Source organism: Halomonas salinarum (genome assembly GCF_012062845.1).
GTDB lineage: Bacteria > Pseudomonadota > Gammaproteobacteria > Pseudomonadales > Halomonadaceae > Onishia > Onishia salinarum.
The window spans coordinates 54,304-80,039 of sequence record NZ_WWNB01000007.1; the positions used below are offsets into that span (position 1 = coordinate 54,304).

The following is a 25,736-nucleotide window of genomic DNA, read 5'->3' on the forward strand; positions in this document are numbered from 1 at the left end:
GGTACAGCGGGCGGCACTTGCCACAATGCCGCCGCTGTATCTCGCCTGGCTCGCCATTGCGGCGGGCAGGCTTGCCTCTCCCTCTATTCCCGAGTCTTGCTCGGGCACTGACTCCTTAACTGCCACGCTCTATTCGTGGCGCTAGCGCCGCTCCAACGGATGCTGGTCCAGATAGTCAAGCCAGGCGGTTGCCTGCTCGCTGCCCAGTGCTTGCGCCCGGGACAGCGCCTGACGAGCGTCTGGATCCTTGCCCCACTGCGCCGCCAGCTGACCGAGGTAAAACCAGTCCTCGGCCTCGCCGCTTCGCTCGGCGACCTGACGCCAGACCTCTAGCGCAGACGAGCGCACCCTGGCCCGCTCATAGGCCCTCGCCAGCAGGCGACGACGCGCCAGGGTATCGTCAAGTGCTCCTTCGTCCAGCGCGTTGGCCAGAAGCTCCGCCGCTCGAGCGGGTGTGCCTGCCTGCAAGTGGAGTCTGATGCGTCGCTCAAGCGCCGCCTCACCGCTAAGCACGCCTTGTCGCCAGCCCGCTTCCCATAGGGCGACGGCATGGGCATCTTGTCCCAATCGCTGTGCGAGACCGGCAGCCCGCCGCCACGTCGCCTCATCATGGGACGAACCGGCCAGCAGGCGCTCGATCATCGCAAGCGCCTTCTCATCTTCACCGGCATGCTGGTAGATGCTGGCGGCAAGCATCATTCGCGACTCAGATAGTGGCTCCTGGTCTGCTACAGCATCACTCAACGCACCGGGCAGCTTCTCAAGCGTGGCAGCCGCTGACGACCACCGCTTGAGGCGTGCCTGAGCGTTCGCGAGTCGCCAGTAGTCGTCAGCCTCGCCCGAGTGATCGTCGAGCCAGGCCTTCAGCAGCTCCGCTCCCTTGGCCTGCTGACCGGCGCGCAGACGCAGGCTCGCCTCCCAATGTTGCCAACGAGACTGCATCGCCGCATCGACTCCCCGCACGCCTCGAGCCGTCGCAATATGCTTGGCGGCATCGCCATAGGCCTCGCGGCGAACCGCGGCTTGAGAGGCCAGCTGAAGATAGAGCGCTCGCGCCCAGCGGTCGGCATCATTGCCACCCGCCAGACGCTCGGCCTGAGACAGGGCGCGATTCTCGAGTGCCACGATGTCATCTGAGCCATCAGCCGACGCCAGGTCCTGCTCGACCGATTCCAGATCGCGCAGGATGCCACCAGGGAGCGAAGGCGCCGCCAGGCAGTGAGCCGTCGTTATCGCCGTGAGCAGCAGCCCCACAAACAGGCGGTAGATGGAAGCAGTCGGCACCTTCATCACGATAGCCATTACCTCAGTTTGAACTCTAGACGCTGTCGCACCCGGCGCGGCGAGCCAGACGCCGGAAACTCCCAGTCGGCTATCGCGCGACGGGCAGCGCGATCAAAGACGCGGGCAGGGTCGGCCTCGACGACCGTGATCGAATCACGGTCAACCTCGCCACCGGGACGAATGGTGAAAGCCACCACCACATGCCCCTGCAGACCCCGTCGCTGAGCCCGTGATGGGTACTGCGGAGGAACTCGACGCGTCGGCCGCGGAGCGGCCGTCACGTCTTGAGAACCGGCATCCTCGGCGGCCTCATTCGTGCTTTCCCCACTACCATTGGCAGATGTGGCCTCTTGTGGATCGGTGTCGGACACAGGTTCGGCCGGCTCGTTCCTGGGTTCTGGCTCAGGCATGGGCTCAGGCGTTGGCTCAGGGTCCGGGCGCTGCTCTTCTAGGTCGGGCAGCGTCATCTCTGATGGCGGTGATGCTTGCGGCTCCGCGGGCAACTCGGGTTCAGGCAGGCTGATCGCGCTTTGTGTCTGGGGCGCCGGCTCAGGGGCCGGAGGCGGTGGTGCGACCGAGGGTGCCGGCGGCGTAGGCGTTGGCGCCGCACTGGCCGACTGCTGACTCGGTGCTTCGACCATGGCAAGGGATACGGCCTGTACATCAAGGGTCGGCGTGTCGTCCGGCGGTGATACCAGCATCGCCAGCAGGGCGAAGAGGCCACCGACCAGCATGACGCCCCCCAGAATGGCGACCAGGTGACGCATCAGGACGCCTCTCGGCTGGCCGCCACGGCCAGATTCTCGACACCGGCATCCCGCAGGCTATCCATGACCTCGATCAAAAGCCCAGTGGTAGACTCGCGATCGGCCTGAATGACCACGGCGCCTTGATCAGTGACAAGCGCGGACACCGTATCGCCCAGACGGTGCAGGTCTACCGGTTGACCATCGACCCAGACCGAGCCCTCGGCAGTAATGGCGACCATGACCTGCGCATCCGGTCGCGGCGTGGCAGCACTGGACTCGGGGCGCTGGATCTCGACCCCGCTCTCCTTGATGAAAGACGTGGTCACAATGAAAAAGATCAGCATGATGAAGACCACGTCGAGCATGGGGGTGAGATTGACTTCCCCTTCGCTGCCGTGATCGCCCTCCAGGCGACGCCTACGCATGAGAGTCCTCCGTGGCGCGAGCCATCCGATCATGGAGCTTCTGGTCTTCGCGGCGAATGATGTGTTCCAGGCGGGTGGTAAAAAGCAAGCCGACCACCGCCACGGCCATGCCGACCAATGTCGGCAGAATGGCACGGGCGACGCCGTCGGACATTGCCCGCGCTTGATTGACCTCGCTGAGCGAGAGGCTATCGAAAACACTGATCATTCCGGTCACCGTGCCCAACAGCCCCAGCAAGGGACAGACCGCCACCAGCCACCTGAGCCAGGGCAAGGGGCGACGTAACCGCGCGATCAGCTCGCGGGTCCAGGCCTCCCGCAAGGTGCGAGCACTCCAGCTGACATGCTCTTCTCGCGCCACCCAACGCCTGATCAATGACCGCCGTGCCCGCCGATACGTGAGACGAAAATACCACCAGCGCTCGAGTGCCAGACTGAACAGCACCACCGCGACCAAGGCGATGGCCACCAGCACCGGCCCACCGGCACGGAACAACCAACTCAGTGGTTCAAGCCAGGCTGGCATGGCTCTCTCGTTCATCATCTGCAGCAAGAGGCTCAAGACGTTCCGCCAGGGCGGCACTGGCGCGACCTTCGATCACGCCGACCAGGTGGCGGCTGCGGCTGGCAAGCGCCGTATGAGCGAACAACAGCGGAACGGCAGTGATCAGGCCAAGCACCGTGGTCACCAATGCCTGACTGATACCACCGGCCATCATCTGCGGATCACCGGTACCAAACACCGTGATCGCCTGGAAGGTGCCGATCATGCCCGTCACCGTGCCCAACAGGCCGAGCAGCGGCGCCACCGCAGCGAGCAGCTTGACCAGCGGCTGACCCCGCTCCAGACGGGGCTGCTCGGCGAGCAGCGCCTCGTCGAGGCGTGCCTCCAGCGCTTCCGGTGCATGATCACGCGACAGCGACGCGAGGCGGCGAATCACCCGACCCAGTGGATTGTTATTCGCGGGATGATTCAAATCGGCGAGCTGGCGGCGCACGGCCAGGCTGACCCGGATCAGGTAGGCATACTGAGCCAGTGCCGCCAGTAGTCCCAACACGCCCAGGGTCACGACCACATAACCGACCGCGCCCCCCTGATGGAAACGCTCGAGTAGGCTCGGCTGCTGGGCAATCACCTCCATCACCTGGCCCTGGGACGGGTCCATCACCACCTGGTCTTCACGACCCGCCTGGAAGTCTTTAAGCGTCTCTGAAGCAGCGCGCGGGGTATGGGCGCTCATCGAGAGCGGACCATCCGGGCCTGGGCGGCGCAGCAGTTGACCTTCGCTCAACGCCAGTATATCGCCGACACGAATGACCTCCCGACGCTTTCGCTCACCGCCGGCATCGGCGACCGGGGCAGTCAATCGCTCAACCTTCCCACTTGCCTGGGTAAGCGACATCAGGCTGTCGGCCAGTGCCTCGAGATGCTCAAGACGCGGCAAGGCATCACTGCCCATTTTTGGCGGCAGACTGACCTCACCCACGGTCAAGAAGCTGTCTGAAAGATCATCCCGCAGGGCATTGGTCTGGCTTTCCAGCGTACCGGCGATGGCCTCCATCTCACCGCCCGCCTGCCGGCGCTTTTCAGCCAGAGCCTCGCGGCGGGCATCGAGTTCGGCCTTGCGGGCATCGAGCCGCTCGCGATGCGCGCGAGCCTCTTCCAGTTGCGACGAAACCTCGGACAAGCGCGCCGACAGGGCATCACTATCCTCGATTAGTGCCGAGAGACGCGCTCTATCCCTTGCCTCAGCGGCTTGGCGCTCGGCCTTCAGCGTCTGGATCGGCGAGCCGGTGGCCTGTTGGGCTTGATCCTGGGCCTCGGCTGGCTGGGCGATAGCCGCCTGCATCATCCCGAGCGTGATGACGGCAACGCTTAAGCGTAACAAGCGCTTCATGTTTCGCCCTCCTCGCCCGAACGCGAGTCCTCGTCTGTCTGCTCGCCTGACGCAAGCGCATTGGCACTGATGGGCTGGGACACGGGTAGCGTCAGCAACTCTGGAGCACGCTGGTCGTGGGCGATACGAAGCCCCTTGTCGACCTCAGCACGCTCGTTGCTATCGAGTGGCTCCCAGTCCATGGCGGTGGTCTTCCACACGCCCCCCTCACGCCCATCCGGTGTCAGGTAATAGAGTCCGACGCGACCGACACGCAGATAATCGACTTCCTGGGAGAGCGGTTCGCCTGCCGACGTGGACTCGCCGGACGGCATGGAACCGCTTGATGACATAGTTGGGCGGCCACTCGGCGAGGCCGCATCAAGAAGCCCGCGCCAGGCATCGAGTTCTCGCCCATAGTCGAGCTCAGTTCGCCAGGCTGCCAGCACGCGCTCAAGCGCTTCGCCATAACTCACCTCGGCGTTAGCGAGCAGGGACTCAAGGCTATCCACCCGCGCCATTCGCTCCTGCTTGAGAAACGGCAAATCCGCCTCGACCCACTGGCGCAGTCGCTTGACCAGGTCGTGGAGCATCCCCGGCAGCGCCTCGCGGGTGTCGCCCAAGGCATCGAGCGCCGCTTCGCGATCATCCAGCGTAGCCGCCTGCTGGTCCAGGCGCGGGGCCATGTCACGGTTGTAGGCAGTCAGCTGACGCAGTTCCGCCTGCTTCTGACGCAGCGCCTTGATATCGGCACGAGTGTTCTCGTCAGCGGCATCGATACGCGCCTGCAGGGCAGCCTGCGACTGCTCGGCAGAAAGGGTCTCATCGAGAAGCCTTTCATTAGCCAAGGCAGGTATGGTCGGCATTGCCAGCGCAAGCGCCAAGATCCATCTCGTTCGCCACCGTTTGGGGGTATGTCGCACCACGCTCTCCCATTGATCCTTGCCGCGAGTGGATGAAACGCTACCTCAAATAGCAACAATTATCAATAACGAGCATGATTTGATCACCCTCAGCACCTAGCGGCTACTCATCCTCTTCATTAACTGTGCATAAAAAAACCGGCCTCCCCGAAGGAAGGCCGGTCGTAGATGCTTGATCAGCGGCAATGATTTAGCGCTTGGCAGCTTTCAGCAACCACTGACACTCATCGCCTTACAGCTTGCTTTCGAGCTCCGGCAACACCTGGAACAGATCACCGACCAGGCTGCAGACTATCGAAGGCGCTACCTGAAAGACCGCGCGTTCATCACAGCTTGCTCTCTAGCTCCGGCAGCACTTGGAACAGATCACCGACCAAGCCGCAGACTATCGAAGGCGCTACCTGAAAGACCGCGCGTTCATCACAGCTTGTTCTCTAGCTCCGGCAGCACCTGGAACAGATCACCGACCAAGCCGCAGACTATCGAAGGCGCTACCTGAAAGACCGCGCGTTCATCACAGCTTGCTCTCTAGCTCCGGCAGCACCTGGAACAGATCACCGACCAGGCCATAATCCGCTACCTGAAAGATCGGCGCTTCGTCATCCTGGTTGATGGCGACAATCACCTTGGAGTCCTTCATGCCGGCCAGGTGCTGGATGGCACCACTGATGCCCACCGCGATATACAGGTCCGGGGCGACAATCTTGCCCGTCTGGCCAACCTGCATATCGTTGGGCACATAGCCCGCATCCACCGCAGCACGCGAGGCACCGATAGCGGCACCCAGCTTGTCGGCGATACCGTCGAGCAGTTTGAAGTTCTCGCCATTGCCCATGCCACGACCACCGGAGATGACCACTTTCGCGGCACCAAGTTCGGGCCGGTCGCTCTGGGCCAGGTCTTCCTTGATGAAAGTTGACTGGCTATTTTCCACCACCGTCTCGACCGCCTCGATGCTGGCATTGCCCTCGCCATTCACGGCATCGAAGCCGGTCGCGCGCACGGTGATGACCTTGAGGGCATCGTCACTCTTGACGGTGGCGATGGCGTTGCCGGCATAGATGGGACGGCTGAAGGTGTCGGCGCTTTCGACGCCGATGACGTCGGAGAGCTGGGACACATCCTTCAGGGCGGCCAGGCGCGGCATGACGTTCTTGCCGGTGGTCGAGGCGCTGGCCAACACGTGGCTATAGTCGCCGGCCAGTTCAACCAGCAGCGCACCGAGCGGCTCCGCCAGCTGGTGGGCATAGACGGCGTGGTCCGCCACCCGTACCCGGCTTACGCCCTCGAGCTTGGCCGCGGACTCGGCAACAGCGGTCACACCTTCACCGGCGACCAGCACGTCGATGTCACCACCGCCAGCATTGGCAATTTCCTGCGCCGCGGCGACCACGTGGGCGGTGGTACCGGCGAGTTGCCCATCGTGATGATCGGCGAGTACCAGAATGCTCATGAGATCAGCTCCTTTCAAAGCACTTTGGCTTCGTTCTTGAGTTTGTCGACCAGCTCATCCACCGAGCCCACCTTGACGCCGCCCTTGCGCTCGGCCGGGGCCTCGACCTTGACCAGGCTGACCTTGCTGGCGGTTGCCACGCCATAGTCCTCTGGCGTCTTGACGGCCAGCGGCTTCTTCTTGGCCTTCATGATGTCAGGAAGTTTGGCGTAGCGTGGCTCGTTGAGGCGCAGGTCAGTCGTCACGATCGCCGGCAGCGACAATTCAACCGTCTGCAGACCGCCATCGATCTCGCGGATCACCGAGACTTTCTCGCCCTGGATATCCACCTCGGAGGCGAAGGTGCCCTGAGGAAGACCGGAAAGCGCAGCCAGCATCTGGCCGGTCTGGTTGTTGTCGGTATCGATGGCCTGCTTGCCGAGGATCACCAGTCCCGGCTGCTCCTCGTCGACCACGCCCTTGAGCAGCTTGGCGACCGCCAGCGACTCGACCTTGTCGTCGCTCTGGACGTGGATGGCACGGTCGGCGCCCAGCGCCATGGCCGTACGCAGCTGTTCCTGAGCCGCCTTGGGCCCCACAGTCACGGCGACCACTTCAGTGGCCACGCCCTTTTCCTTGAGGCGGACCGCTTCTTCCACGGCGATCTCGCAGAAGGGGTTCATCGCCATCTTGACGTTGGTAAGATCGACGTCGGAGTGATCCGGCTTGACGCGGATCTTGACGTTGTAATCGATGACGCGTTTGACCGCGACCAATACTTTCATGGTGTCCTCGCTTTCGCTGGGGGCCTCGTGAGGCGTGAGTCGGGGATGGCGCGATCATGCATCGGCCGCCCCGTTATCACCGATGGGCAGGTCGTTAGATTCTTTCGTTAAGTGCATGATCAACCGACAGATCCCGGGCAGGTGCGTAATCTGCCACAGGGGCCGTGTCGCCACAATGTCGGCGGCCTAAATGACCCCAAACCGGCCGGTATTTGATGCGTTTCCAGTCGGCATCATTGTCGCCGCAGGGCGTCGTCATGGACAACCATCAGCATCCGTCAAACCCCGCCATGCGACACTTTCCAGTGAGTATGCTTATCATGGGCAAGACACGGAAGCAAACGACCGTTTAAAATCCTTTCATCCCGGCCAAGGCGGCTACCCGATCGGCCTCTAATCCCGCACAATAGGCATCATTATCTAGCGCGATGTCCGCGAGCAGGCTGGTAGCGGCATCGAACAAGAGGAGAGATCAAGTGGAAGAGCAAGAACGCGAATACATGGACTTCGACGTGGTCATCGTCGGCGCTGGTCCCTCCGGCCTGTCCGCCGCCTGTCGCCTGATGCAGCAGGCGAACGAGGCCGAGCAGGAGCTGACGGTGTGCGTGGTGGAAAAGGGCTCCGAGGTCGGTGCCCACATCCTCTCGGGTGCCGTCTTCGAGCCTCGGGCACTGGCCGAGCTCTTTCCCGACTGGGAAAGCCGCGGCGCCCCGCTGACTACCCCGGCCGTTCGCGACGAGCTCTATCTCCTCAAGGATGCCGACAAGGCCCAGCAGCTGCCCAACGCCCTGGTGCCCAAGAGCATGCATAATACCGGTGGCCGGCACTCCGGCGATGATCAGACGCGCTATGTGATCAGCGCCGGCAACCTGTGCCGCTGGCTCGCCGAGCAGGCCGAGGAGCTCGGCGTCGAGATTTTCCCGGGCTTCGCCGCCCAGGAGACCCTGCATGACGCAGACGGCACCGTGCGCGGCATCCTGGTCGGCGACATGGGCGTGGGCGCCGACGGCGAGCCCAAGGACGGCCACATGCCGGGCATGGAACTGCGGGCCAAGTACACCCTGTTCGCCGAGGGGGCGCGCGGCCATCTCGGCAAGCGTCTGATCGACACCTTCGACCTGGATGCCGGCAAGGACCCCCAGCATTATGGCATCGGCCTCAAGGAGCTGTGGGACGTGCCGGCCGAGCAGCACGAACCCGGCCTGGTGCTGCATGGCTCCGGCTGGCCGCTGGACAAGTCGACCCACGGCGGCTGGTTCCTCTACCACGCCGAGAACCAGCAGGTGGTGGTCGGCCTGATCATGGATCTTTCCTACCAGAATCCCTATCTGTCGCCCTTCGACGAGTTTCAGCGCATGAAGCACCACCCGGTGCTCAAGCAGTACCTGGAGGGCGGCAAGCGCGTGGCCTATGGGGCCCGCGCCATCACCAAGGGCGGCCTCAACTGCCTGCCGAAGATGACCTTTCCCGGCGGCCTCTTGATCGGCTGCGACGCCGGCACCCTCAATTTCGCCAAGATCAAGGGCCTGCATACCGCCATGAAGTCCGGCCTGGTGGCGGCCGAAAGCGTCTTCGAGGCCCTCGCGCAGGATGACGAGGGCGGCCGTGAACTCTCTGCTTTCACAGAGAAATGGGAAGCGAGCTGGGCGTATCAGGAGCTCAAGGAAAGCGCGAGCTTCGGCCCGGCGATCCACAAGTACGGCACCGTTGGTGGCGGCGCCTACAACTTTCTCGACCAGCTGCTGGGCGGCAGGCTGCCCAACGTCCACGACACCACCGCGGATCATGCGACCCTCAAGAAGGCCGCCGACTGCGAGAAGATCGAGTACCCGAAGCCCGATGGCAAGCTGTCCTTCGACAAGTCCTCCTCGGTGTTTCTGTCCAACACCAACCACGAAGAAGACCAGCCCTGCCACCTGCGTCTCAGTGACCCTGAGCTGCCGGTGCGGGTCAACCTGCCGGAGTACGCCGAGCCCGCTCAGCGCTACTGCCCGGCCGGGGTCTACGAGATCGTCGAAGACGAGGCCGGCGCGCCCAAGTTCCAGATCAACTTCCAGAACTGCGTGCACTGCAAGACCTGCGACATCAAGGACCCGGCCCAGAACATCACCTGGGTGGCGCCGGAGGGCGGCGGCGGGCCGAACTATCCGAACATGTGAGGGAAGCCCTGCTCAAGCGGGGTCATGTCATCGACAAGCAACGGCTCGCTTGCACCAGGGCGAAACCCCGACACTTCGCGAGCCAGCTGACGCGCTCGAGGCGGAACAAGGTCCCTCTTGCCGCCTCTGAATCGACATCCCTGTCGATTCGCGCTACCCGTCGCGCTACGCGACGGCGCTCTGTCGAAATCGCTCGCCTTGCTTGTCCATGCCGCCCAGAGCGGGTACCAAGAAAACGCCCCGCAGGCACTCGGCCTGCGGGGCGTTTTTTCTTACGTCTTGCGGGCGTCGCCGAGCTCAGTCGCCGGTGGCGATGGGTCGGTCGGGGTCACGAATCCAGTCGCTCCAGGACCCGGCGTAGAGGCGCGGCACCGCGAGGCCGGCGATCGCATAGGCGAGGATATCGTGGCAGGCGGTGACCCCGGAGCCACAATAGGCGATCAGGCCGTCGGACGCCTGATCATCGATGTCCGCCAGCTCGGTGACGAGTCGCTCGGCCGGCTTGAAGTATCCATCGGCGTCCAGGTTGTCGGCGCTGGGGCGACAGCGAGCGCCGGGGATATGGCCGGCCACCGGATCGATGGGTTCGACCTCTCCGCGAAAGCGAGGTGCGGCTCGAGCATCCAGCAATGCCGAGCGACCCGGCATGATCTCGTCGGCCGTGACCCACGCGCTTTCGTCGAGGCTCGGCTGCCAGTCGCTGGGCGCCGGCGTTTCGCCTTCTTCAAGCAGCCCCCTATTGGCCTGCCAGGCGGCAAGACCGCCATCCAGCACGCGTACCTCGGGATGCCCCGCCCAGCAGGCCAGCATCCACCAGGCTCGCGCGGCGGCGAGCTGGCCACCCATGTCGTCGTAGACCACCACTGGTAGCTCCGGGCGGATACCCAGACGCCGGATCACCGCCCTAAAGGCCTCAGGAGTCGGCAATGGATGGCGACCGCCCTCCCCCGCCGGCCCGGAAAGGTCATGCTCCAGGGCCAGGTGCCGGCTGCCCGGCAGGTGACCGGCTCGCCACAGGGCGCGCCCGGCGCTGGCGTCATCGAGGCGGGCTCGGCAATCGAGCAGCAGCGGCGGGCGTGATGAGGCCAGGGCGGCGGCGAGGGCGGTGCTATCGATCAGGGGTGACGTCATGCGGGCTCTCCCGGGCTCATGTGGCGATAACCTCCTTGGCTGATAGGCGCCGACGCTAGTCGGACGACGACGCTGACGACAGCGGCTCGATGGGCGCTCGGTTGGCGATCAGGCGGCGCTTGCCGGCCTGGGCGAAGCGCACCTCGATGACCGGATCGTGCGGATCGCCTTCGACGAGGTCCACCTCGCCCTCACCGAACACCGCATGGCGCAGGCGCTGACCGACGCGAAACAGGCGAGCGGAGGCACTCATCCCCCCGCCCGTGGCCTGAGCGTCCAGCGACTCGGCTCGGGCCGTCACCGGCAGGGCGCGCCCTTGAGCCGCCAGATAGCGCTCGGCCAATGCCGGCTGCTCGACCGCCAGAGGTGCCGGCAGTTCAGCGACGCGATCAGCCTGTGAATCACTCTGCTTGTTAAGCGCCTCGGCGAGGCGCTGGCAGTCCTGCCAGGCGGTCTCGTCGATGAAGCGGCTGGGGCGATGCTCACCGCCGTCGTGGAGCATCAGCAGTTGCTCTCGGGCACGAGTGATGGCCACGTAGAAGAGCCGACGCTCCTCCTCGAGCCGCTCGTCACTGAGCGGATTCTCGCGGCTATAGTGAGGGAAATCTTCCTCGTTGGCGCCCCACAGGGCGACCAGCGGCCACTCCAGCCCCTTGGCGCCATGTACGGTGGTGATCAGCACGCCATCCTCGCGGCTCTTGACGGGCTCGCGCAGCAGGGCGATGAAGGCGTCGGGGTCATGGGCGAGTTCGCCGGCCTGCTCGATCAGCACGTCGAGCAGGCGCACGTCCTCCTCGCCCTTCTCGCGACGCGCCGCAGCCCGCTTCAGCACCTTCTCGGCATCCAGGCGCTCAACCACATGCGTCAGCAGCCTGGCCGGCGGCCAGGCTGCCAGGCGCGGCAGCTCACAGAGCAGCTCCCAGCGCCGCTTGAGGTTGCGGCGCTGCAGGGGCTTCAGGCTCTGCAGCAGCGGATCCTGGCGATCCGGCCAGCACTGGCTCTCAGCCAGGCGCAGCGCCAGGGCGCCGAGCCGTTCCCGCGCCACGAAGGGGGTGGGCTGGGCGAGCAGCAACTCGAGATGTCCGGGGTCCTTGAGCAACTCGGGGCGGCGCGCCAGCATCAGATAGCCGGCCAGGGCCTGGACCAGCGGCAGCCGAAACACGAAGCGGTCGTCGCGGGATAGCCGGAAGGGAATGCCGGCCCGCAGCAGGGTCAGCTGCACCGAGACCGACAGCGCCCAGCTGCGCACCAGCACGCAACTCTCGGCGAGCGACCGCCCCTGACGCTGCCAATCGATGAGCGCCTCGGCGAGATAAGCGCCTCCCTGCGCCACCTGAAGCGTTGTGGTTGAATTGTCGGGCGTGGCCAGGCACAGCTGATCCGGGCGCCGCCGATTGGCGGCGATGGCATGGTTGGCGGCCAGTGCCAGGGCATGGCCATGACGAAAGGTGGTCGACAGCGGGTAGTCCCGGGCCTCGCCGAAGGTGGCCGTGAAGTCGTCGAGCATGGTGTCGGGGCGGGCCCCGCGCCATTCGTAGATGCACTGATTGGCATCGCCGACCGCCATCACCGCAGCGGTGTCGCCGGCCAGCAGGGCCAGCAGCCGCTGCTGGGCGGCGTTGATGTCCTGATACTCGTCGATGATCACCTGATCGAGAAACCCCTGCACCCGCGCCTTGAGCGCCGGCTCTCGCTCCAGCGCCTTGAGCGGGCGATACAAAAGATCGGCGTAGGTCATCTGCCGATGGTCGGCGAGCAGAGTCTCGACGGTATCGAAGGCCTCGACGAAGTGCCCGGTATCAACGCCATAATCGAGGCGCTCGTGCAGCTCGCCGGGATCGGCCAGCTCGGCCTTAACCAACTCGCAGAAGTGGCCGAAGGCCTCCAGACGCTCGGGCTCCAGCGCATCTTCCAGGCGCGTCTGGTCGCCTGATAGGGTCTGCTGCAGGGCCTGACGGAGCAGCCGCTCGCGCTGCCAGTCGGCGGCCAGCAGTTGTCGCGGTGTCAGCACACCCCAACGGGTCAGGCTCTGGGTCAGGCGATGCCCTAGGGAGTGGAAGGTGCGAACATCGGGGAGCGCCATGCCGGCCGGCGCCTGGGCGACGAGCTTGGCGGTAAAATCCTCGCGGGCGGCGCGATTGAACATCAGCACCAGCATGCGCTTGGGCGGAGCGCCCGAGGCAAGCAGGTGCAGCACCCTTGCCACCAGGGTGGTGGTCTTGCCGGCACCGGCCACGGCGGCCACCCGAGCATGACCGCCCGGGTGGCAAACCACCGCTTGCTGCTCCGGGGTCAGCCTCACGCGCCCTCCTCGGAAAAACGCCCCAGCGGTTGCCAGACACCAGCACTCTCGAGGCCGAGCTCCTGCGCGGGGGGCTCGGCCCCAGAGATCTCGCGGGTCTGGGCCTGCTCGATCAACCGGTAATAGACGTTACGATGCAGCCGCGCCGACAAGCCGAAGCGCACCGGCACAGACGGGATATCGTGATCCAACCGTAGCCGGTGATGCTCGTTAAGGGTCAGGCAATCGCCGACGTTGGTGATCAGGGTCCAGACACCGTCATGATGGTCGGCATCGACAACCTGAAAGGGACAATCCTCGACCTCGATGCGCCATTTTTCTACCGGCGTCAGCAGGTAATGCTCGCCGTCTTCCTCGCGACGCAGAAGGGTCGACAGCAGGCGGACCAATCGCCCCCGCGTGATGGACTCGCCTTCATGCCACCAGCGGCCATCGGCACGGATGCACAGGTTCATCTCTCCGGATAGCGGCGGGTGCCAATCCTCGAGCGGCGGGATGGCACCCTCGCCTTCGATGTACTCAAGAAGCGGCGCTAGCGGCGGGTAATCGATCGGCATAAGGTCTCCTCCTCGTCGGCGGCGACAGACTCGACAAGACGGTCATATCAGGCCGGATTCTGCCAGCGACTCTCGCACGTCAGTCGGTGCCGCCGGTACGGCGGCCTTGAACAGTCGATAGAAGTTGGCCGTGGTCTGCATGGCGACCTCGTCGACACTGATACCGCGCTCCTTTGCAATGCACTCAGCCACCTCGACGACCCACTGCGGCTCATTGGGCTTGCCGCGGTGTGGCACCGGCGCCAGATAGGGGCTATCGGTCTCGATCAGCAGCCGATCCAACGGCACCTTGCTGGCAAGCTCGCGGATCGCCTTGGCATTACGAAACGTCACGATGCCGGACAACGAAATGAAGAAGCCGTGACGCACTGCCTCACGGGCCATATCCAGGTCCTCGGTAAAACAGTGCAAGACACCGCCAATGGCGGGATCGGTGTGCTCGCGGATCAGCGAAAGCGTGTCCTCGCGGGCCTCGCGGGTATGAATGATCACCGGCAATTCGAGCTCGTTGGCCGCCACCAGATGGCGGCGAAAGCGCTCGTACTGCACCTCTTGGGCGACACCGTCGTAATGATAGTCCAGCCCGGTCTCGCCGATGGCGACCGCCTCATAGCGTTCAGCACAGTCCTTGATGGCGGCCACCGTCGGCTCTTCGGCCACGCTATGCAGCGGATGCACGCCGGCAGATATCACGACGTCTTCATGGTCGCGGGCGATCTCGGCAAGGCCGGACACATCTTCAAGGGTCACGGCGATCGCCAGGAACTGGCGCACATGACGCGCGCGGGCAGCCTCGAGGGCAGCGTTCAGATCACCACCATGGGCACTCAGGTCAAGGCGGTCGAGATGGCAGTGGGAATCGACAAACATGGATCACTCGGTCAGGAAAAGGGGAAAACGGGAAGATGCTACAGCGTATAGGTGGTGGCACCCTTGTCGAGCTGGCCGGCCAGCAGCGTCTCGATACGGTCGCGTACGCTCTGATCTTCGGCACGAAAATGCAGGCCAACCCCTGGCACCCGCCGGCCCGAGACACCGGGAGGCGACACCCAGACCACTTGCCCCGTCACCGGGTAGCGCTCTTCGTCACCGGGCAGGGTGAGCAGCAGCAGAATTTCCTGATCGAGCGTATAGCGCTCACGGGTTGGCACGAAGATACCGCCTCTCACCAGAGAAGGCATATAGGCCGACAGCAGAGTCGGCAGATCCTGAATCGTCAGTGACAGCGCTTTCTGACCGGCCATAGCGGCTCCTCAAGATGGCAATGTGGCCCTAGACGAAATATAGCATCGCAGGGGCGCTATGAGCGCAGCAACGCCGACCAGCGCACGAGCCAGGCTTCCAGCACCAGCTGTGGATTGGGGTTCCCCCCGGCCGCCAGCAATCGGCGCTGCTCGCGGGCGAAGTCGAGCAGGCGAAACCAATCGCGTACCCGGGCATTCTTGACCGCCTGGCGGTATAGCGGCAGAAGATCCGGATTGCGAAGCGCCCGGTCATCGCCGGAAAGGCCCAAGCGAATCAGATCTTCCAGCCAGCCGATACCGTACCACAGGATGGCTTCCACCGACTGGCCGGCCAGTCGCGAGGCCTCGGCCACCGGCTCGGCGCCTCGCACCAGGGCATCGAACAACTCGTGAAGGGTCTGACGCAACTGACGGGCCTCGCCGGTCGCCAGATCGCGGGCCAGCAGCGGTAGCCCGCCCGCCACCTGCAGCCAGAAGGCCGCATCCTGATGATCACCCAGCGTCTCGACGAGCCAGGGCTGGCACGCCTGCGGTTCGGGCGTGGCCAACCGCCAGTGCTGGCAGCGCGAGCGTACAGTGGGCATCAGCCGCGAGGGAATCTCCGCCAACAGCACGAACAGGGTGCGTTCGCCAGGCTCCTCGAGACTCTTGAGCAGCGCATTGGCAGCCGCCACGTTCATCGCCTCGGCGGGTTCGATCACGATCACTCGATGACCACCCTGCTGAGCCGTCTGGTTGACGAACGCATTGACCTCGCGGATGGGGTCGATACGAATCTGGCGACCTTTCTCAGCCGGCCCCACCCGCTTCAGGTCCGGATGGTAACCCGAGGCCAACATAGCGCAGCTATGGCAATGGCCGCAGGCGACCTGCCCGGGATGATGGCAGAGGGTGCGGGCGATAAGCGCCTCGGCCAGCGCCTGGGGGCCGACGCCCTTCGGGCCGGATAGCAGCAACGCATGGGGCAGCCGCCCCGTGTCCTGAAGCGTGACCAGATGCTGCCAGAGCCCTTGCTGCCAGGGCAGTGGCACCGGCATGGCTTCGGCGCTCATGCGCCCTCCTCGGCCGACGCCTGACCCAACTGGCGCTCGAGCGCCGACATGATCGATGCCTGCACATCCTCAAGCGACTGGCCGGCATCGATCACGGCAACCCGCTCGGGCGCACCTTCTGCTCGAGCGAGGTAGGCCTCTCTAACGCGGGTGAAAAAATCAAAACGCTCGCGCTCGAAACGATCACGCTGGCCGCCCTGACCGTCAATGCGTGAGGCCAGCCGGCGCTGGGCGGCATCGGCGGGCATATCGAGCAGAAGCGTCAGGTCAGGCGTCAAGTCACCTTGTACCAGCTTCTCCAGAGTCGCAATGCGCGATGCGTCGAGACCGCGGCCACCGCCCTGATAAGCGAAGGTCGCATCAGTAAAGCGATCACAGACCACCCAGGCCCCGCGCGCAAGCGCTGGCCGGATGCAGCGCGCCAGATGCTGGGCGCGGGCGGCAAACACCAGCAGCAATTCGGCATCATCGTCCAGGGGCTCGTCGATGTGAGGATCGAGCAACAGGTCGCGGATGGCCTCAGCCCTTGGTGTACCCCCCGGCTCACGGGTCCGCACCACCTCGATGCCGCGCTCGCCAAGGAAGCGACACACCAGGTCGACATTGGTGGTCTTGCCTACGCCTTCGCCGCCTTCCAGCGTGATAAAGCGTCCGCGGGTATTCATAGCGCTCCTGGCGTCAGCGGTTGAGAATGTAGCGCCGCACGGCGGCATTGTGCTCGCGTAGGGTGCGCGAGAACTGATGGGTACCGTCACCACGCGCCACGAAATACAGCGTATCGCCAGGCTTGGGGTCCACCGCCGCTTCGAGGGCCGCTCGTCCCGGCATGGCAATCGGGGTCGGCGGCAATCCATCAATCACATAGGTGTTATAGGGCGTTGCCTCACGCAGATCCGCCCGAGTGATATTGCCGTCATAATCCTCCCCCATGCCATAGATCACGGTAGGGTCGGTTTGAAGACGCATGCCGCGCTCCATTCGACGTGCAAAGACCCCGGCGATGGCACGACGTTCTTCGCTGGCACCGGTCTCGCGCTCGATCAACGACGCCATGATCAACGCTTCATAGGGATTATCGATAGGCAGTTCCCGGTCAGGATCGCGCCCTTCCCAGACGTCCTCGAGAATCGCCTCCATGCGTTCATGGGCTCGACGCAGGATATCGAGATCACTGACGCCCTTGTGATAGCGGTAGGTATCGGGGAAGAACCAGCCTTCGGGATGCTCGCCCTCACGCCCCAGGGCGGCCATGATCTCGGCATCACTCATGCCTTCGCTCTCGTGCGTAAGCTTATCGGCCTCATCAAGACGTGCACGCATCTCGGCGAAGGTCCAACCTTCGGGAATGGTCAGCGGGTAGGTCACCACCTGATCGCTTCCCAAACGTGCCAGGGCCTCACGACCGGTCATGCCGGGTTCGAGTCGGTACTCGCCAACCCTGAGACTCGGCACGGACGCCGGATCGAGGCGTGTCAGCAGGCGAAACGCCCAAGGGTCATCAAGAATGCCGCGACGGGAAAGGTCCAGCACCACCTGGTGGTACCCGGCGCCTGCCGGCACTTCATAGAGGGTCGGCTCATCGACGTTGATCGGTGCGGCCAACCGGCTTTCCCAGTAACGATAACCGCCGATCGCCAGCGCAACCGTGACGGCCGCCAGGGCCAGCAGAATTTTACCCACTCGCATGGTGTCTCCTCAGGAAACTGCTACCGGCATCAAGGCAGCAGCGGATAACCCAGCAGGCGCTGGGCGTCGTTCTGCAATCGACGATGCCTCTCGCCAATCGCCCAGGTGATAAGCGCACGGCCTTCGCTGTCATCGAGCCGGGTCACAGGCCATAACCCTTGCAGGGAATTGCCGAGCCACAGGGCCTCGACCTCCTGGAGTCGCGATGGACCGGCCTCGACTTCGCTGATCGAATGCTCGGCCAGCAGAGCCTGGCGCAGGGTGCCTGCAACCCCACAGCGATCAAGCTTTGGCGTTTCCAGGCGGCCATTACGCAGCCAGAAGAGATTCATGCAGGTAGCCTCGATGAGGTGGCCATCGCTATCGCAAAGCAGACCCTCGGCGACAGCGGCATCAGACCACTCCTTGCGAGCCAGCACATTCTCCAGGCGGTTGAGGTGCTTGAGTCCGGCAAGTAGCGGCTGAATCCCCAACTGCAAGGCACACAGACGCACCCTCACCCCTTCACGCCAACGTGTCTCGGCGGGGGCGAACGGCAGATGCTGTACCAGCAGACGCGGCGCTGGGTCAGCCGGGGCCAGGTAGCCCCGCCCGCCACTGCCGCGGGTCACGATCAGCTTGAGCACGCTGAGCCCTTGCGGCGCCTTGCCCGGCAAGACATCAAGTTCGTCACGGCAAGGCGGAGAAAAACCCAGCTGGGTGCAGCCTCGCGCCAGTCGTGCCAGGTGCTCTTCCCACAGCACAGGGCGTCCATCGCGAACCAGCACGGTTTCGAAGACGCCATCGCCATAGGCTAGGCCACGATCATCCGGCGGCAACGCAGCCTCATTCATTGTCCGCTCAGACCCGGGTAAAGATCAGTGAGCCGTTGGTGCCGCCAAAGCCAAAGGAATTCGACAGGGTGGTGTCGATCTTCATCTCGCGGGCGGTGTGTGGCACATAGTCGAGATCACAGCCTTCCTGGGGGTTGTCCAGGTTGATCGTGGGGGGCGCCACCTGATCGCGAATTGCGAGCACACAGAACACCGCCTCGACGGCACCGGCAGCACCCAAGAGATGGCCGATCATCGACTTGGTGGAACTCACGGCCACGGACTTGGCGCCCTCGCCCATCACCTTTTCAACGGCACGACTCTCTGCCAGATCACCAGCCGGCGTGGAGGTGCCATGTGCGTTGATGTAATCGATGTTGGTGGGATCGATGCCGGCATCGTTGACGGCGTTACGCATCGACATGGCCGCACCGCTGCCATCTTCCGGCGGCGCCGTCATGTGGTAAGCATCATCACTCATGCCAAAGCCGGAAAGCTCTGCATAGATGGTCGCACCGCGGGCCTTGGCGTGCTCGTACTCCTCAAGCACCATCACACCGGCGCCATCAGACAGCACGAAGCCGTCGCGATCCTGATCCCAGGGGCGGCTGGCCGACTCAGGGTCATCGTTGCGTGTCGACAGCGCGCGCGCCGCCGAGAAACCACCAAGCCCCAGCGGCGTAGTCGCCATTTCCGCCCCACCACAGACCATGACATCGGCATCTCCATAGGCAATGGTGCGCGCGCTATAGCCGATATTATGGGTGCCGGTCGTGCAGGCCGTGGTGATGGCGATATTGGGGCCACGGAAGCCATGCTGGATCGCCAGGTTGCCGGAGATCATGTTGATGATCGAACCGGGCACAAAGAATGGTGAAATGCGCCGGGCACCGCCCTTCTGGAGGGCATTGTGGTTATGCTCGATCATCGGCAATCCGCCGATACCGGAGCCAATCGCCACACCGACCCGGTGCGCATTGGATTCCGTGCACTCAAGCCCGGCATCGCTGATAGCCTGCCCACCGGCAGCAATGCCGTACTGGATGAACAGGTCCATCTTGCGCGCATCCTTGGGGTTCAGATAAGGACTGATATCGAAGTCCTTGATCGACCCACCGAAGCGCGTGTTGAACCCACTGGTATCGAAATGATCAATGGCGGAAATACCGCTCTTGCCGGCGACAATGTTCGCCCAGCTCTCATCGACCGTGTTCCCTACTGGCGTTACCAGACCAAGCCCAGTCACCACGACCCTTCTACGAGGCATCAGCTTCCCTCCAGACTATTCAGGTAGCATGCCGCAGCATACCGACGTTACGGGAATTATACCTGAACTCCCCGGGGGTGTGTCTCCACCCGAGACTCCCGAACCTGGTCGGCATCACAGACCATGCCACCAAAAAAAACGGGAGCCACCCATCGCTAGCCAGGGTGGCTCCCGCTTCAGGTCACTTACGTGGACCTGGCGACCATTGAGGCCGCGATCACAACGCTCGCTTACTGGTTAGCGTTGACGTAATCGATCGCTTCCTGAACGGTGGTGATCTTCTCGGCTTCTTCGTCGGGAATTTCGGTATCGAACTCCTCTTCAAGCGCCATCACCAACTCGACGGTATCAAGAGAATCGGCACCGAGATCTTCGGTAAAGGAAGAGGTGTTCTGGATGTCTTCTTCCTTGACGTTCAGCCGCTCGGCCACAACCTTCTTCACGCGCTCTTCGATGGTGCTCATTAGTTACTCACTCCAGTCGTTCAAGATAGCCGTTAACTTACAGCCGGATAAAATCCGCAAGCCCAAAAAGCTGCGGGGTAGTGTATAGACCGCTAGGGGCCTTCGCAACATGAGTGGCGGCCAAGCCGTCAGCGCATGTTCATGCCGCCGTTGACCTGCAGTGTCTCGCCGGTGATATAGCCAGCAGCATCACTCGTCAAAAAGCCCACGGCCGCGGCAATCTCTTCGGGCTGACCGAGTCGGGTCAGCGGAATCTGTGCAAGCAATGCATCTTTCTGCGCCTGCGGCAGCGACTCCGTCATGTCGGTCGCAATGAAACCAGGAGCTACATTGTTGACGGTGATGTTACGCGACGCAACTTCACGCGCCAACGCACGAGAAAAGCCCTCCATCCCGGCCTTCGCCGCAGCATAGTTGCTCTGCCCCAAATTGCCCATCGTCGCGACAACGGAGCTAATGCTGACCACACGACCGAAGCGCGCTTTGGTCATGCCTCGTATGCATGATTTGGTAACGCGATAAAGCGACTTGAGGTTAGTGTCAATGACATCATCCCATTCGTCTTCTTTCATGCGCATCAATAGGTTGTCACGGGTGATCCCGGCATTGTTGACCAGAATGGTCGGGGCCCCAAACTCCTCGCCGACCGATTTGAGCAACATATCGATGCTGCCCTGATCGGTAACATCGAGCTTGCGACCACCCCCCGTAATGCCCTGCTCCTTGAGATAGGCATCAATGGCATTGGCACCATTATCACTGGTGGCCGTACCAATGACGATACGTCCCTGGCGACCGAGTTCAAGGGCGATAGCGCGACCGATGCCACGGCTGGCACCCGTTACCAGGGCTACTCTAGATTCGCTCATAATCCAATCCGCATTATTACTGTCTTCTTGTGGGGACGCACCACCACCTTATTCGGTAGCGGCGCTGCGCGCCAGTTCGAGTGCGCTTTCAAGACTGTCCGGATCGTTGACGGCCAGGCCCTTGACGGAACGATTGATACGCTTGCCAAGACCGGTCAACACCTTGCCGGGACCACACTCGATAAACACTTCAGCTCCCTGCCCCGCCATGGCCTCAATGCAGGAGGTCCAGCGTACCGGCTGATAAAGCTGCTCGACCAGCCGGGTACGCAGGGTATCAACATCGGCGTGCGCCTGAGCGTCAACGTTCTGCACCACGGTATAGCGTGGCGGGCGCATGTCGATGTCTTGCATGGCACTCGCCAGACGGTCGGCGGCTGGGCGCATAAGATCGCAGTGCGAGGGAACCGACACTGGCAGCGGCAGCGCACGTTTAGCACCCGCCTGCTGACAGAGGGCAATGGCACGATCCACTGCCGCCTTGCCGCCAGCAATCACGACCTGTCCCGGCGCATTGTAATTGACCGCGGCGACCACCTCACCTTGGGCTGCCTCACGACAGGCCTGCTCAACAGCCGTGTCATCCAGCCCAAGAATAGCCGCCATGCCACCCGTGCCCGCCGGCACCGCTTCCTGCATCGCTTCACCACGAAGCTTGACCAGTCGCACGCCTTCAGCAAAGGGCAATACACCAGCACATACCATGGCACTGTATTCGCCAAGGCTATGCCCAGCCATGCTGCCGGGGCGCGGGCCTTCAAGTTCCTGCCAGACGCGCCAGATGGCAACACTGGCCGTCAGCAACGCAGGCTGCGTGCAAGCAGTAGCATCCAGATTCTCGGCAGGCCCTTCCTGGACAACATGCCACAGATCATAGCCTAGAGCGTCGGAGGCCTCTTCGAAGGTGGTTCGCACCACACTGTATCGCTCGGCCAGCTCCCGCATCATACCTACCTGCTGGGAGCCCTGCCCTGGGAACACGAGAGCCAGGGATTGCGTCATGACTTTCACCTTTACGTCTTCTATTCGTTGGTCCGACAGCGGGCGTCCATCCCGCTATCGCGTCGGCCGCACGCGACCGACGCGATAACAGGACGTCTTTCCCCAAGCTCATGAGCCAGCTGCGACGGCAAGTCTTCGCTGACTTCCTTGATGGCTCGCGAAATGGCATGGGCAAAGCCGGTGGCATCGGCCCCACCATGACTCTTGACCACGATGCCATTAAGCCCCAACAGACTGGCGCCATTGTATCGAACCGGATTCAACTCGCCGCGCAGACGCCTAAGCGCTGGGCGTGCCAGAAGCCCCACAAGGCGACTACTCCAGTGCGCCTCAAAGGTCTGCTGAACCCGCTGAATCAACATCTTCGCCAGCCCTTCGCTCGCCTTGAGCACGGCATTGCCAACGAAACCGTCGCACACTACCACATCTACAAGGCCAGAGTAGATACCATCGCCTTCGATAAACCCACGATAATCCAGATGCGGAAAATCACGTAAACGTGCATCCGCCTCGCGCACACTGGCAGTGCCCTTGGTACCCTCGATTCCCACATTGAGCAGTGCGATCCGGGGCTTTTCCAGGCCATCGATACATCTCGCCATGACTTCGCCCATCAGCGCGAAATCGACCAGCCGCTCAGCATCGGCCTCGACGTTGGCGCCAAGATCCAGCAGATAGCAACGCCCCTTGCCGCGTGTCGGCACGGCAGTGCTGATCGCCGGACGCGGAATACCCGCAACGGTACCCAAGGCGCGACGCGACAACGCCATCAAGGCACCCGTATTGCCTGCGGATACAGCCGCATGAGCATCACCGGTGGCCACAAAGTCGAGCATCCTGGAAAGGCTCGAATCCTTGGATCCGCGCAGGGCGCTCGAGGGCTTGGCATCCTCGGCGATAACATCTGGGCAGTGGTGCAGGGTCAAACGGGAAAGTATAGACGCATCATTTCGCGACAGGTGCGCGAGGGCGTCATCAAGGGCAGGCTGCTGGCCAAATAGGCACAGATGCAAATGGGGATGGGCTTGCAGGGCCCGGACGGAGGCCGACACGGTGGCACGGGGACCGAAGTCCCCGCCCATCGCGTCGATGGCGATTCTCACGTCAATAAGCTGAGCGCCGCCAGCCGAAGCACTGATTTACGCTTCGACGACCTGGCGACCACGATAGAAACCGTCGGCTGCCACATGGTGACGACGATGAGTGGTGCCGGTTTCCTTGTCCTGGGACAGGGTCGGTGCGGTCAGTGAGTCGTGGGCACGACGCATGCCACGCTTGGAACGGGTCTTACGGCTCTTTTGAACTGCCATGGGATTTCACTCCAGAGTGCATCGATGATCTATCAGGGTTTGCCTTTCAAGGTGCGCAGCACATCAAAAGGGCTATCAGCAGGCGTTGCCGAGGCCTCGGACGCGTCGCCGCTGCTCAGCTGGTCTGACGAGACGCGACACTGCGACTCGTCGTGGTAAATCACCTGCGGCAGACTGAGGATCAATTCATCCTCGATCACCGACAGGAGATTCAGCTGTTCTTCTTCTACCACTACCGGCTCATGGGTGCTCGGCAGCTCGGCGGCAAGCGCATCGCTGCTGACCACACCCAGCAGGAACTCGCTACTGACGTGAGTCGGTATTGGCTCCATACAGCGCCGGCAGGGCAGCTGAACATCGGCTTCTAACCGACCCTCAATCACTCGACGCCCTTGAGTGTCGACGGCGAAGTCAAGCCAGACTTGACAATCGCCCTGCTGGGGCCCGGCATCTTCAGCTAGGCGCGCAAACTTGTCGAGGGCCAGAAGGCCTTCGAGATGTTCGGCGTTGGCGGCGAGCTTATGGGGCTCAACCTTCAAGGGAAGTCGTGTGGTCAACATAGGCGCGCAATGATAGGCACTCCCCCGCCGGGTGTCAAAGCATCATGGCAAGGCTGTACCTCTCTCGCTTCGCGGGGCAGACTTACCCGCCTAACACCACGCGCTTTCACATCCCTCAGGAGACTCCATGACCCGCTTGATTCTCGCATCGAGCTCCCCCTGGCGCCGACAACTGCTCGAGCGCTTGGGCTTACCCTTCACCTGGGCGAAGCCTGAGATCGACGAGACGCCCCGCCCCGGCGAATCCCCTGAGGCTTTGGTCCATCGACTGGCGCTCGAAAAGGCCAGTCGCCTGGCCGAGACCTTTTCGCATCACCTGATCATCGGCTCCGACCAGGTCGCGGTATTCGACGGTGAGATTCTCGGCAAGCCCGGCAGCGAAGACGCGGCCCGCGCCCAGCTGGCCCGCTTTTCGGGCCAGCGCGTGCGCTTCATGACCGGCCTGGCGCTGCTCGATACCGCCGGCGGGCGTCACTGGCTGGCTCACGAGACCTTCGATGTGCTGTTTCGCCGCCTCGGAGAGGACGAGATCGCCCGCTACGTCGCCCGTGAGCAACCGCTCGACAGCGCCGGCAGCTTTCGCATGGAGGGCCTGGGCGTCGCCCTCTTCGAACGCCTTGAGGGCGACGATCCCAATAGTCTAATCGGCCTGCCGTTGATTCGCCTGTGTGCCATGCTGCGGGACGCTGACCTTGACCCTCTGGGGTAGCAACCAGCTCCTGAAAAGCCTCAATAAGCCTGATAGCGGACCGGCGATTGGGCCTGTGGCAACCCCATCCATTCGGCTGCCACTTGCCCGAATCGCCGTGTAAGACGATCGAGGGGATCAAGTCCTGGGGTGTAATCCTTGATCCGCGGTGTCTCCAGCCGCTTGCGAGCGACGCCTTCGAGCGTGTCCAGGCGATCCACAAGCCCCAGATCGAGGGCCTGCTGCCCCGTCCATACCAGCCCCGAGAACAGCGCAGGGTCATCGGCCAGGCGATCACCGCGCCCCGCTTTGACGTCTTCGATGAACTGGCGGTGCGTGGTATCGAGCACGCCCTGCCAGAACGCGCGCTGCTCGGGTGAAATATCCTTGAAGGGATCCAGGAAAGCCTTGTTGTCGCCGGCCGTGAAGACCCGACGCTCCACCCCTAATCGACTGATGGCCTCCTCCAGACCAAAGCCCGAGAAGATGACCCCGATCGACCCCACCAGGCTCGCCGGCGCGGCAACGATCTCGTCGGCAGCGGCGGCGATATAATAGGCGCCGCTGGCACCGATGTCCTCAACGACCGCAATGATAGGTTTATTCCCCTGTCCTCTTAGTCGCCTGATCTCGTCATAGATACGTTGCGACTGAACAGGACTGCCACCCGGGCTATTGATATGCAGCACCACGGCTTGCGCACTCGGGGCCTCCCAGGCCCGCCTCAGGCCCTTGATGATGCGCTCGGCGTTAGCCCGTGACTGACTATCAATGACGCCTTCGACCTCGACGACCCCCAGGTGCTGCCCGGCCACCACCGCAGGCTGCGCCGCCCGGTAGAGGCTGTAAAAGGTCGTTCCAATCATCGTAAGGATCAGGGCCGCGAACAGAAAACGAAAGAACAGCTTCCAGCGACGCGAACGGCGTTGCTCCGAGAGCACGCCACCAATCCAGCGATCCATCATCTCGAGCTGGGCCAGACGCTGGCGCTCTCGCAGCGTCTCAGCATCGTCACCGTCTTCGCCCCCCTGTCCCTCAGCGGCCGTCTGTTCAACACGCCTTGCCTCTTCCGGGCTCAACTCCGGCCCTTGGGTCCAGCGATCCTGCGGTTTATCGTCACTCATGGGCATCCTGCTCGGGATCAAAAAGGGGGTATTT

Annotated in this window: 27 protein-coding genes and 1 pseudogene; 2 read left to right on the forward strand and 26 right to left on the reverse strand. The window is 63.2% G+C overall.

The genetic code is table 11. The annotated features are described in order from the left end of the window. Window positions 1-141: 141 nt before the first annotated feature. From HF027_RS07025 to HF027_RS07060, 9 genes and pseudogenes are all read right to left on the reverse strand, one after another. On the reverse strand, window positions 142-1,290 hold the full coding sequence (locus HF027_RS07025) for a tetratricopeptide repeat protein (RefSeq protein ID WP_168014207.1): 1,149 nt from the start codon (window positions 1,288-1,290) through the stop codon (window positions 142-144). 11 nt (window positions 1,291-1,301) lie between these two features. Further along, entirely contained in the window at window positions 1,302-2,051 is a 750-nt protein-coding gene (locus HF027_RS07030; protein ID WP_168014209.1) for an energy transducer TonB, read from the reverse strand. Further along, a complete protein-coding gene (locus HF027_RS07035) occupies window positions 2,051-2,458 on the reverse strand; it encodes an ExbD/TolR family protein (protein ID WP_136255414.1) in 408 nt (135 codons plus the stop codon). Before HF027_RS07035 ends, HF027_RS07030 begins: the two co-directional genes overlap by 1 nt. Continuing rightward, window positions 2,451-2,984, reverse strand: coding sequence for a MotA/TolQ/ExbB proton channel family protein (locus HF027_RS07040; protein WP_168014211.1), 534 nt, complete (start codon window positions 2,982-2,984; stop codon window positions 2,451-2,453). Before HF027_RS07040 ends, HF027_RS07035 begins: the two co-directional genes overlap by 8 nt. Next, a complete protein-coding gene (locus HF027_RS07045) occupies window positions 2,968-4,356 on the reverse strand; it encodes a MotA/TolQ/ExbB proton channel family protein (RefSeq protein WP_168014213.1) in 1,389 nt (462 codons plus the stop codon). Before HF027_RS07045 ends, HF027_RS07040 begins: the two co-directional genes overlap by 17 nt. After that, window positions 4,353-5,219: a DUF3450 domain-containing protein gene (locus HF027_RS07050; protein ID WP_245184572.1), complete on the reverse strand. Its 867-nt coding sequence runs from the start codon at window positions 5,217-5,219 to the stop codon at window positions 4,353-4,355. The genes HF027_RS07045 and HF027_RS07050 overlap by 4 nt, the downstream gene beginning before the upstream one ends. Window positions 5,220-5,584: 365 nt before the next feature. Then, window positions 5,585-5,680: pseudogene (locus HF027_RS15860) on the reverse strand (FAD-binding protein); the annotation flags it as partial. A gap of 92 nt (window positions 5,681-5,772) precedes the next feature. Then, the gene (locus HF027_RS07055; RefSeq protein ID WP_168014215.1) at window positions 5,773-6,711 is read right to left on the reverse strand and encodes an electron transfer flavoprotein subunit alpha/FixB family protein; all 939 of its coding nucleotides are present in this window, start codon (window positions 6,709-6,711) and stop codon (window positions 5,773-5,775) included. A gap of 14 nt (window positions 6,712-6,725) precedes the next feature. Beyond that, window positions 6,726-7,475 carry an electron transfer flavoprotein subunit beta/FixA family protein gene (locus HF027_RS07060; protein WP_168014217.1) on the reverse strand — a complete coding sequence of 250 codons (750 nt, stop codon included), beginning with the start codon at window positions 7,473-7,475 and terminating at the stop codon, window positions 6,726-6,728. Between the two features lie 476 nt (window positions 7,476-7,951). Between HF027_RS07060 and HF027_RS07065 the strand changes: the two genes are divergently transcribed. Further along, window positions 7,952-9,634: an electron transfer flavoprotein-ubiquinone oxidoreductase gene (locus HF027_RS07065; RefSeq protein ID WP_168014219.1), complete on the forward strand. Its 1,683-nt coding sequence runs from the start codon at window positions 7,952-7,954 to the stop codon at window positions 9,632-9,634. Window positions 9,635-9,931: 297 nt separating this feature from the next. On the opposite strand, the gene HF027_RS07070 is transcribed toward HF027_RS07065, so the two are convergent. The 16 genes from HF027_RS07070 to HF027_RS07145 form a co-directional block, all read right to left on the reverse strand. Next, window positions 9,932-10,765 carry a sulfurtransferase gene (locus HF027_RS07070; protein WP_168014221.1) on the reverse strand — a complete coding sequence of 278 codons (834 nt, stop codon included), beginning with the start codon at window positions 10,763-10,765 and terminating at the stop codon, window positions 9,932-9,934. A gap of 55 nt (window positions 10,766-10,820) precedes the next feature. Continuing rightward, a complete protein-coding gene (locus tag HF027_RS07075) occupies window positions 10,821-13,067 on the reverse strand; it encodes an ATP-dependent helicase (protein ID WP_168014223.1) in 2,247 nt (748 codons plus the stop codon). Next, window positions 13,064-13,624, reverse strand: a complete 561-nt coding sequence (locus HF027_RS07080; protein ID WP_168014225.1) for a DUF1285 domain-containing protein — start codon at window positions 13,622-13,624, stop codon at window positions 13,064-13,066. The genes HF027_RS07075 and HF027_RS07080 overlap by 4 nt, the downstream gene beginning before the upstream one ends. Before the next feature lie 42 nt (window positions 13,625-13,666). After that, window positions 13,667-14,494 (reverse strand): TatD family hydrolase, encoded by an 828-nt coding sequence (locus HF027_RS07085; protein ID WP_168014227.1) that lies wholly within the window; start codon window positions 14,492-14,494, stop codon window positions 13,667-13,669. Between the two features lie 38 nt (window positions 14,495-14,532). Then, on the reverse strand, window positions 14,533-14,868 hold the full coding sequence (locus HF027_RS07090) for a PilZ domain-containing protein (protein ID WP_136255405.1): 336 nt from the start codon (window positions 14,866-14,868) through the stop codon (window positions 14,533-14,535). Window positions 14,869-14,924: 56 nt separating this feature from the next. Then, a complete protein-coding gene (locus tag HF027_RS07095; protein WP_245184574.1) occupies window positions 14,925-15,920 on the reverse strand; it encodes a DNA polymerase III subunit delta' in 996 nt (331 codons plus the stop codon). Further along, window positions 15,917-16,585, reverse strand: coding sequence for a dTMP kinase (tmk, locus tag HF027_RS07100; protein ID WP_168014229.1), 669 nt, complete (start codon window positions 16,583-16,585; stop codon window positions 15,917-15,919). Before tmk ends, HF027_RS07095 begins: the two co-directional genes overlap by 4 nt. A gap of 13 nt (window positions 16,586-16,598) precedes the next feature. After that, window positions 16,599-17,606 (reverse strand): endolytic transglycosylase MltG, encoded by a 1,008-nt coding sequence (mltG, locus tag HF027_RS07105; RefSeq protein WP_168014231.1) that lies wholly within the window; start codon window positions 17,604-17,606, stop codon window positions 16,599-16,601. 29 nt (window positions 17,607-17,635) lie between these two features. Further along, window positions 17,636-18,439: an aminodeoxychorismate lyase gene (gene pabC, locus HF027_RS07110; RefSeq protein WP_168014233.1), complete on the reverse strand. Its 804-nt coding sequence runs from the start codon at window positions 18,437-18,439 to the stop codon at window positions 17,636-17,638. A gap of 7 nt (window positions 18,440-18,446) precedes the next feature. Then, the gene (gene fabF / locus HF027_RS07115; protein ID WP_168014235.1) at window positions 18,447-19,685 is read right to left on the reverse strand and encodes a beta-ketoacyl-ACP synthase II; all 1,239 of its coding nucleotides are present in this window, start codon (window positions 19,683-19,685) and stop codon (window positions 18,447-18,449) included. Window positions 19,686-19,915: 230 nt separating this feature from the next. Beyond that, window positions 19,916-20,149 (reverse strand): acyl carrier protein, encoded by a 234-nt coding sequence (acpP, locus tag HF027_RS07120; protein WP_136255400.1) that lies wholly within the window; start codon window positions 20,147-20,149, stop codon window positions 19,916-19,918. Between the two features lie 128 nt (window positions 20,150-20,277). Beyond that, window positions 20,278-21,021, reverse strand: a complete 744-nt coding sequence (fabG, locus tag HF027_RS07125) for a 3-oxoacyl-ACP reductase FabG (protein WP_168014375.1) — start codon at window positions 21,019-21,021, stop codon at window positions 20,278-20,280. A 45-nt stretch (window positions 21,022-21,066) separates the two neighbouring features. Continuing rightward, on the reverse strand, window positions 21,067-22,020 hold the full coding sequence (gene fabD / locus HF027_RS07130) for an ACP S-malonyltransferase (RefSeq protein ID WP_168014237.1): 954 nt from the start codon (window positions 22,018-22,020) through the stop codon (window positions 21,067-21,069). Window positions 22,021-22,040: 20 nt separating this feature from the next. Next, complete coding sequence (gene plsX / locus HF027_RS07135) at window positions 22,041-23,123, reverse strand: phosphate acyltransferase PlsX (RefSeq protein ID WP_168014239.1); 1,083 nt, start codon at window positions 23,121-23,123, stop codon at window positions 22,041-22,043. A gap of 36 nt (window positions 23,124-23,159) precedes the next feature. Further along, a complete protein-coding gene (gene rpmF / locus HF027_RS07140) occupies window positions 23,160-23,330 on the reverse strand; it encodes a 50S ribosomal protein L32 (protein WP_112053312.1) in 171 nt (56 codons plus the stop codon). Window positions 23,331-23,362: 32 nt separating this feature from the next. Further along, the gene (locus tag HF027_RS07145; protein ID WP_136255396.1) at window positions 23,363-23,890 is read right to left on the reverse strand and encodes a YceD family protein; all 528 of its coding nucleotides are present in this window, start codon (window positions 23,888-23,890) and stop codon (window positions 23,363-23,365) included. 127 nt (window positions 23,891-24,017) lie between these two features. On the opposite strand from HF027_RS07145, the gene HF027_RS07150 reads away from it, so the two are divergent. Further along, the gene (locus HF027_RS07150; protein ID WP_168014241.1) at window positions 24,018-24,599 is read left to right on the forward strand and encodes a Maf family protein; all 582 of its coding nucleotides are present in this window, start codon (window positions 24,018-24,020) and stop codon (window positions 24,597-24,599) included. A 20-nt stretch (window positions 24,600-24,619) separates the two neighbouring features. Here HF027_RS07150 and sppA read toward each other — a convergent pair whose 3' ends face one another. Next, entirely contained in the window at window positions 24,620-25,702 is a 1,083-nt protein-coding gene (gene sppA / locus HF027_RS07155; protein WP_168014243.1) for a signal peptide peptidase SppA, read from the reverse strand. Window positions 25,703-25,736: the final 34 nt, after the last annotated feature.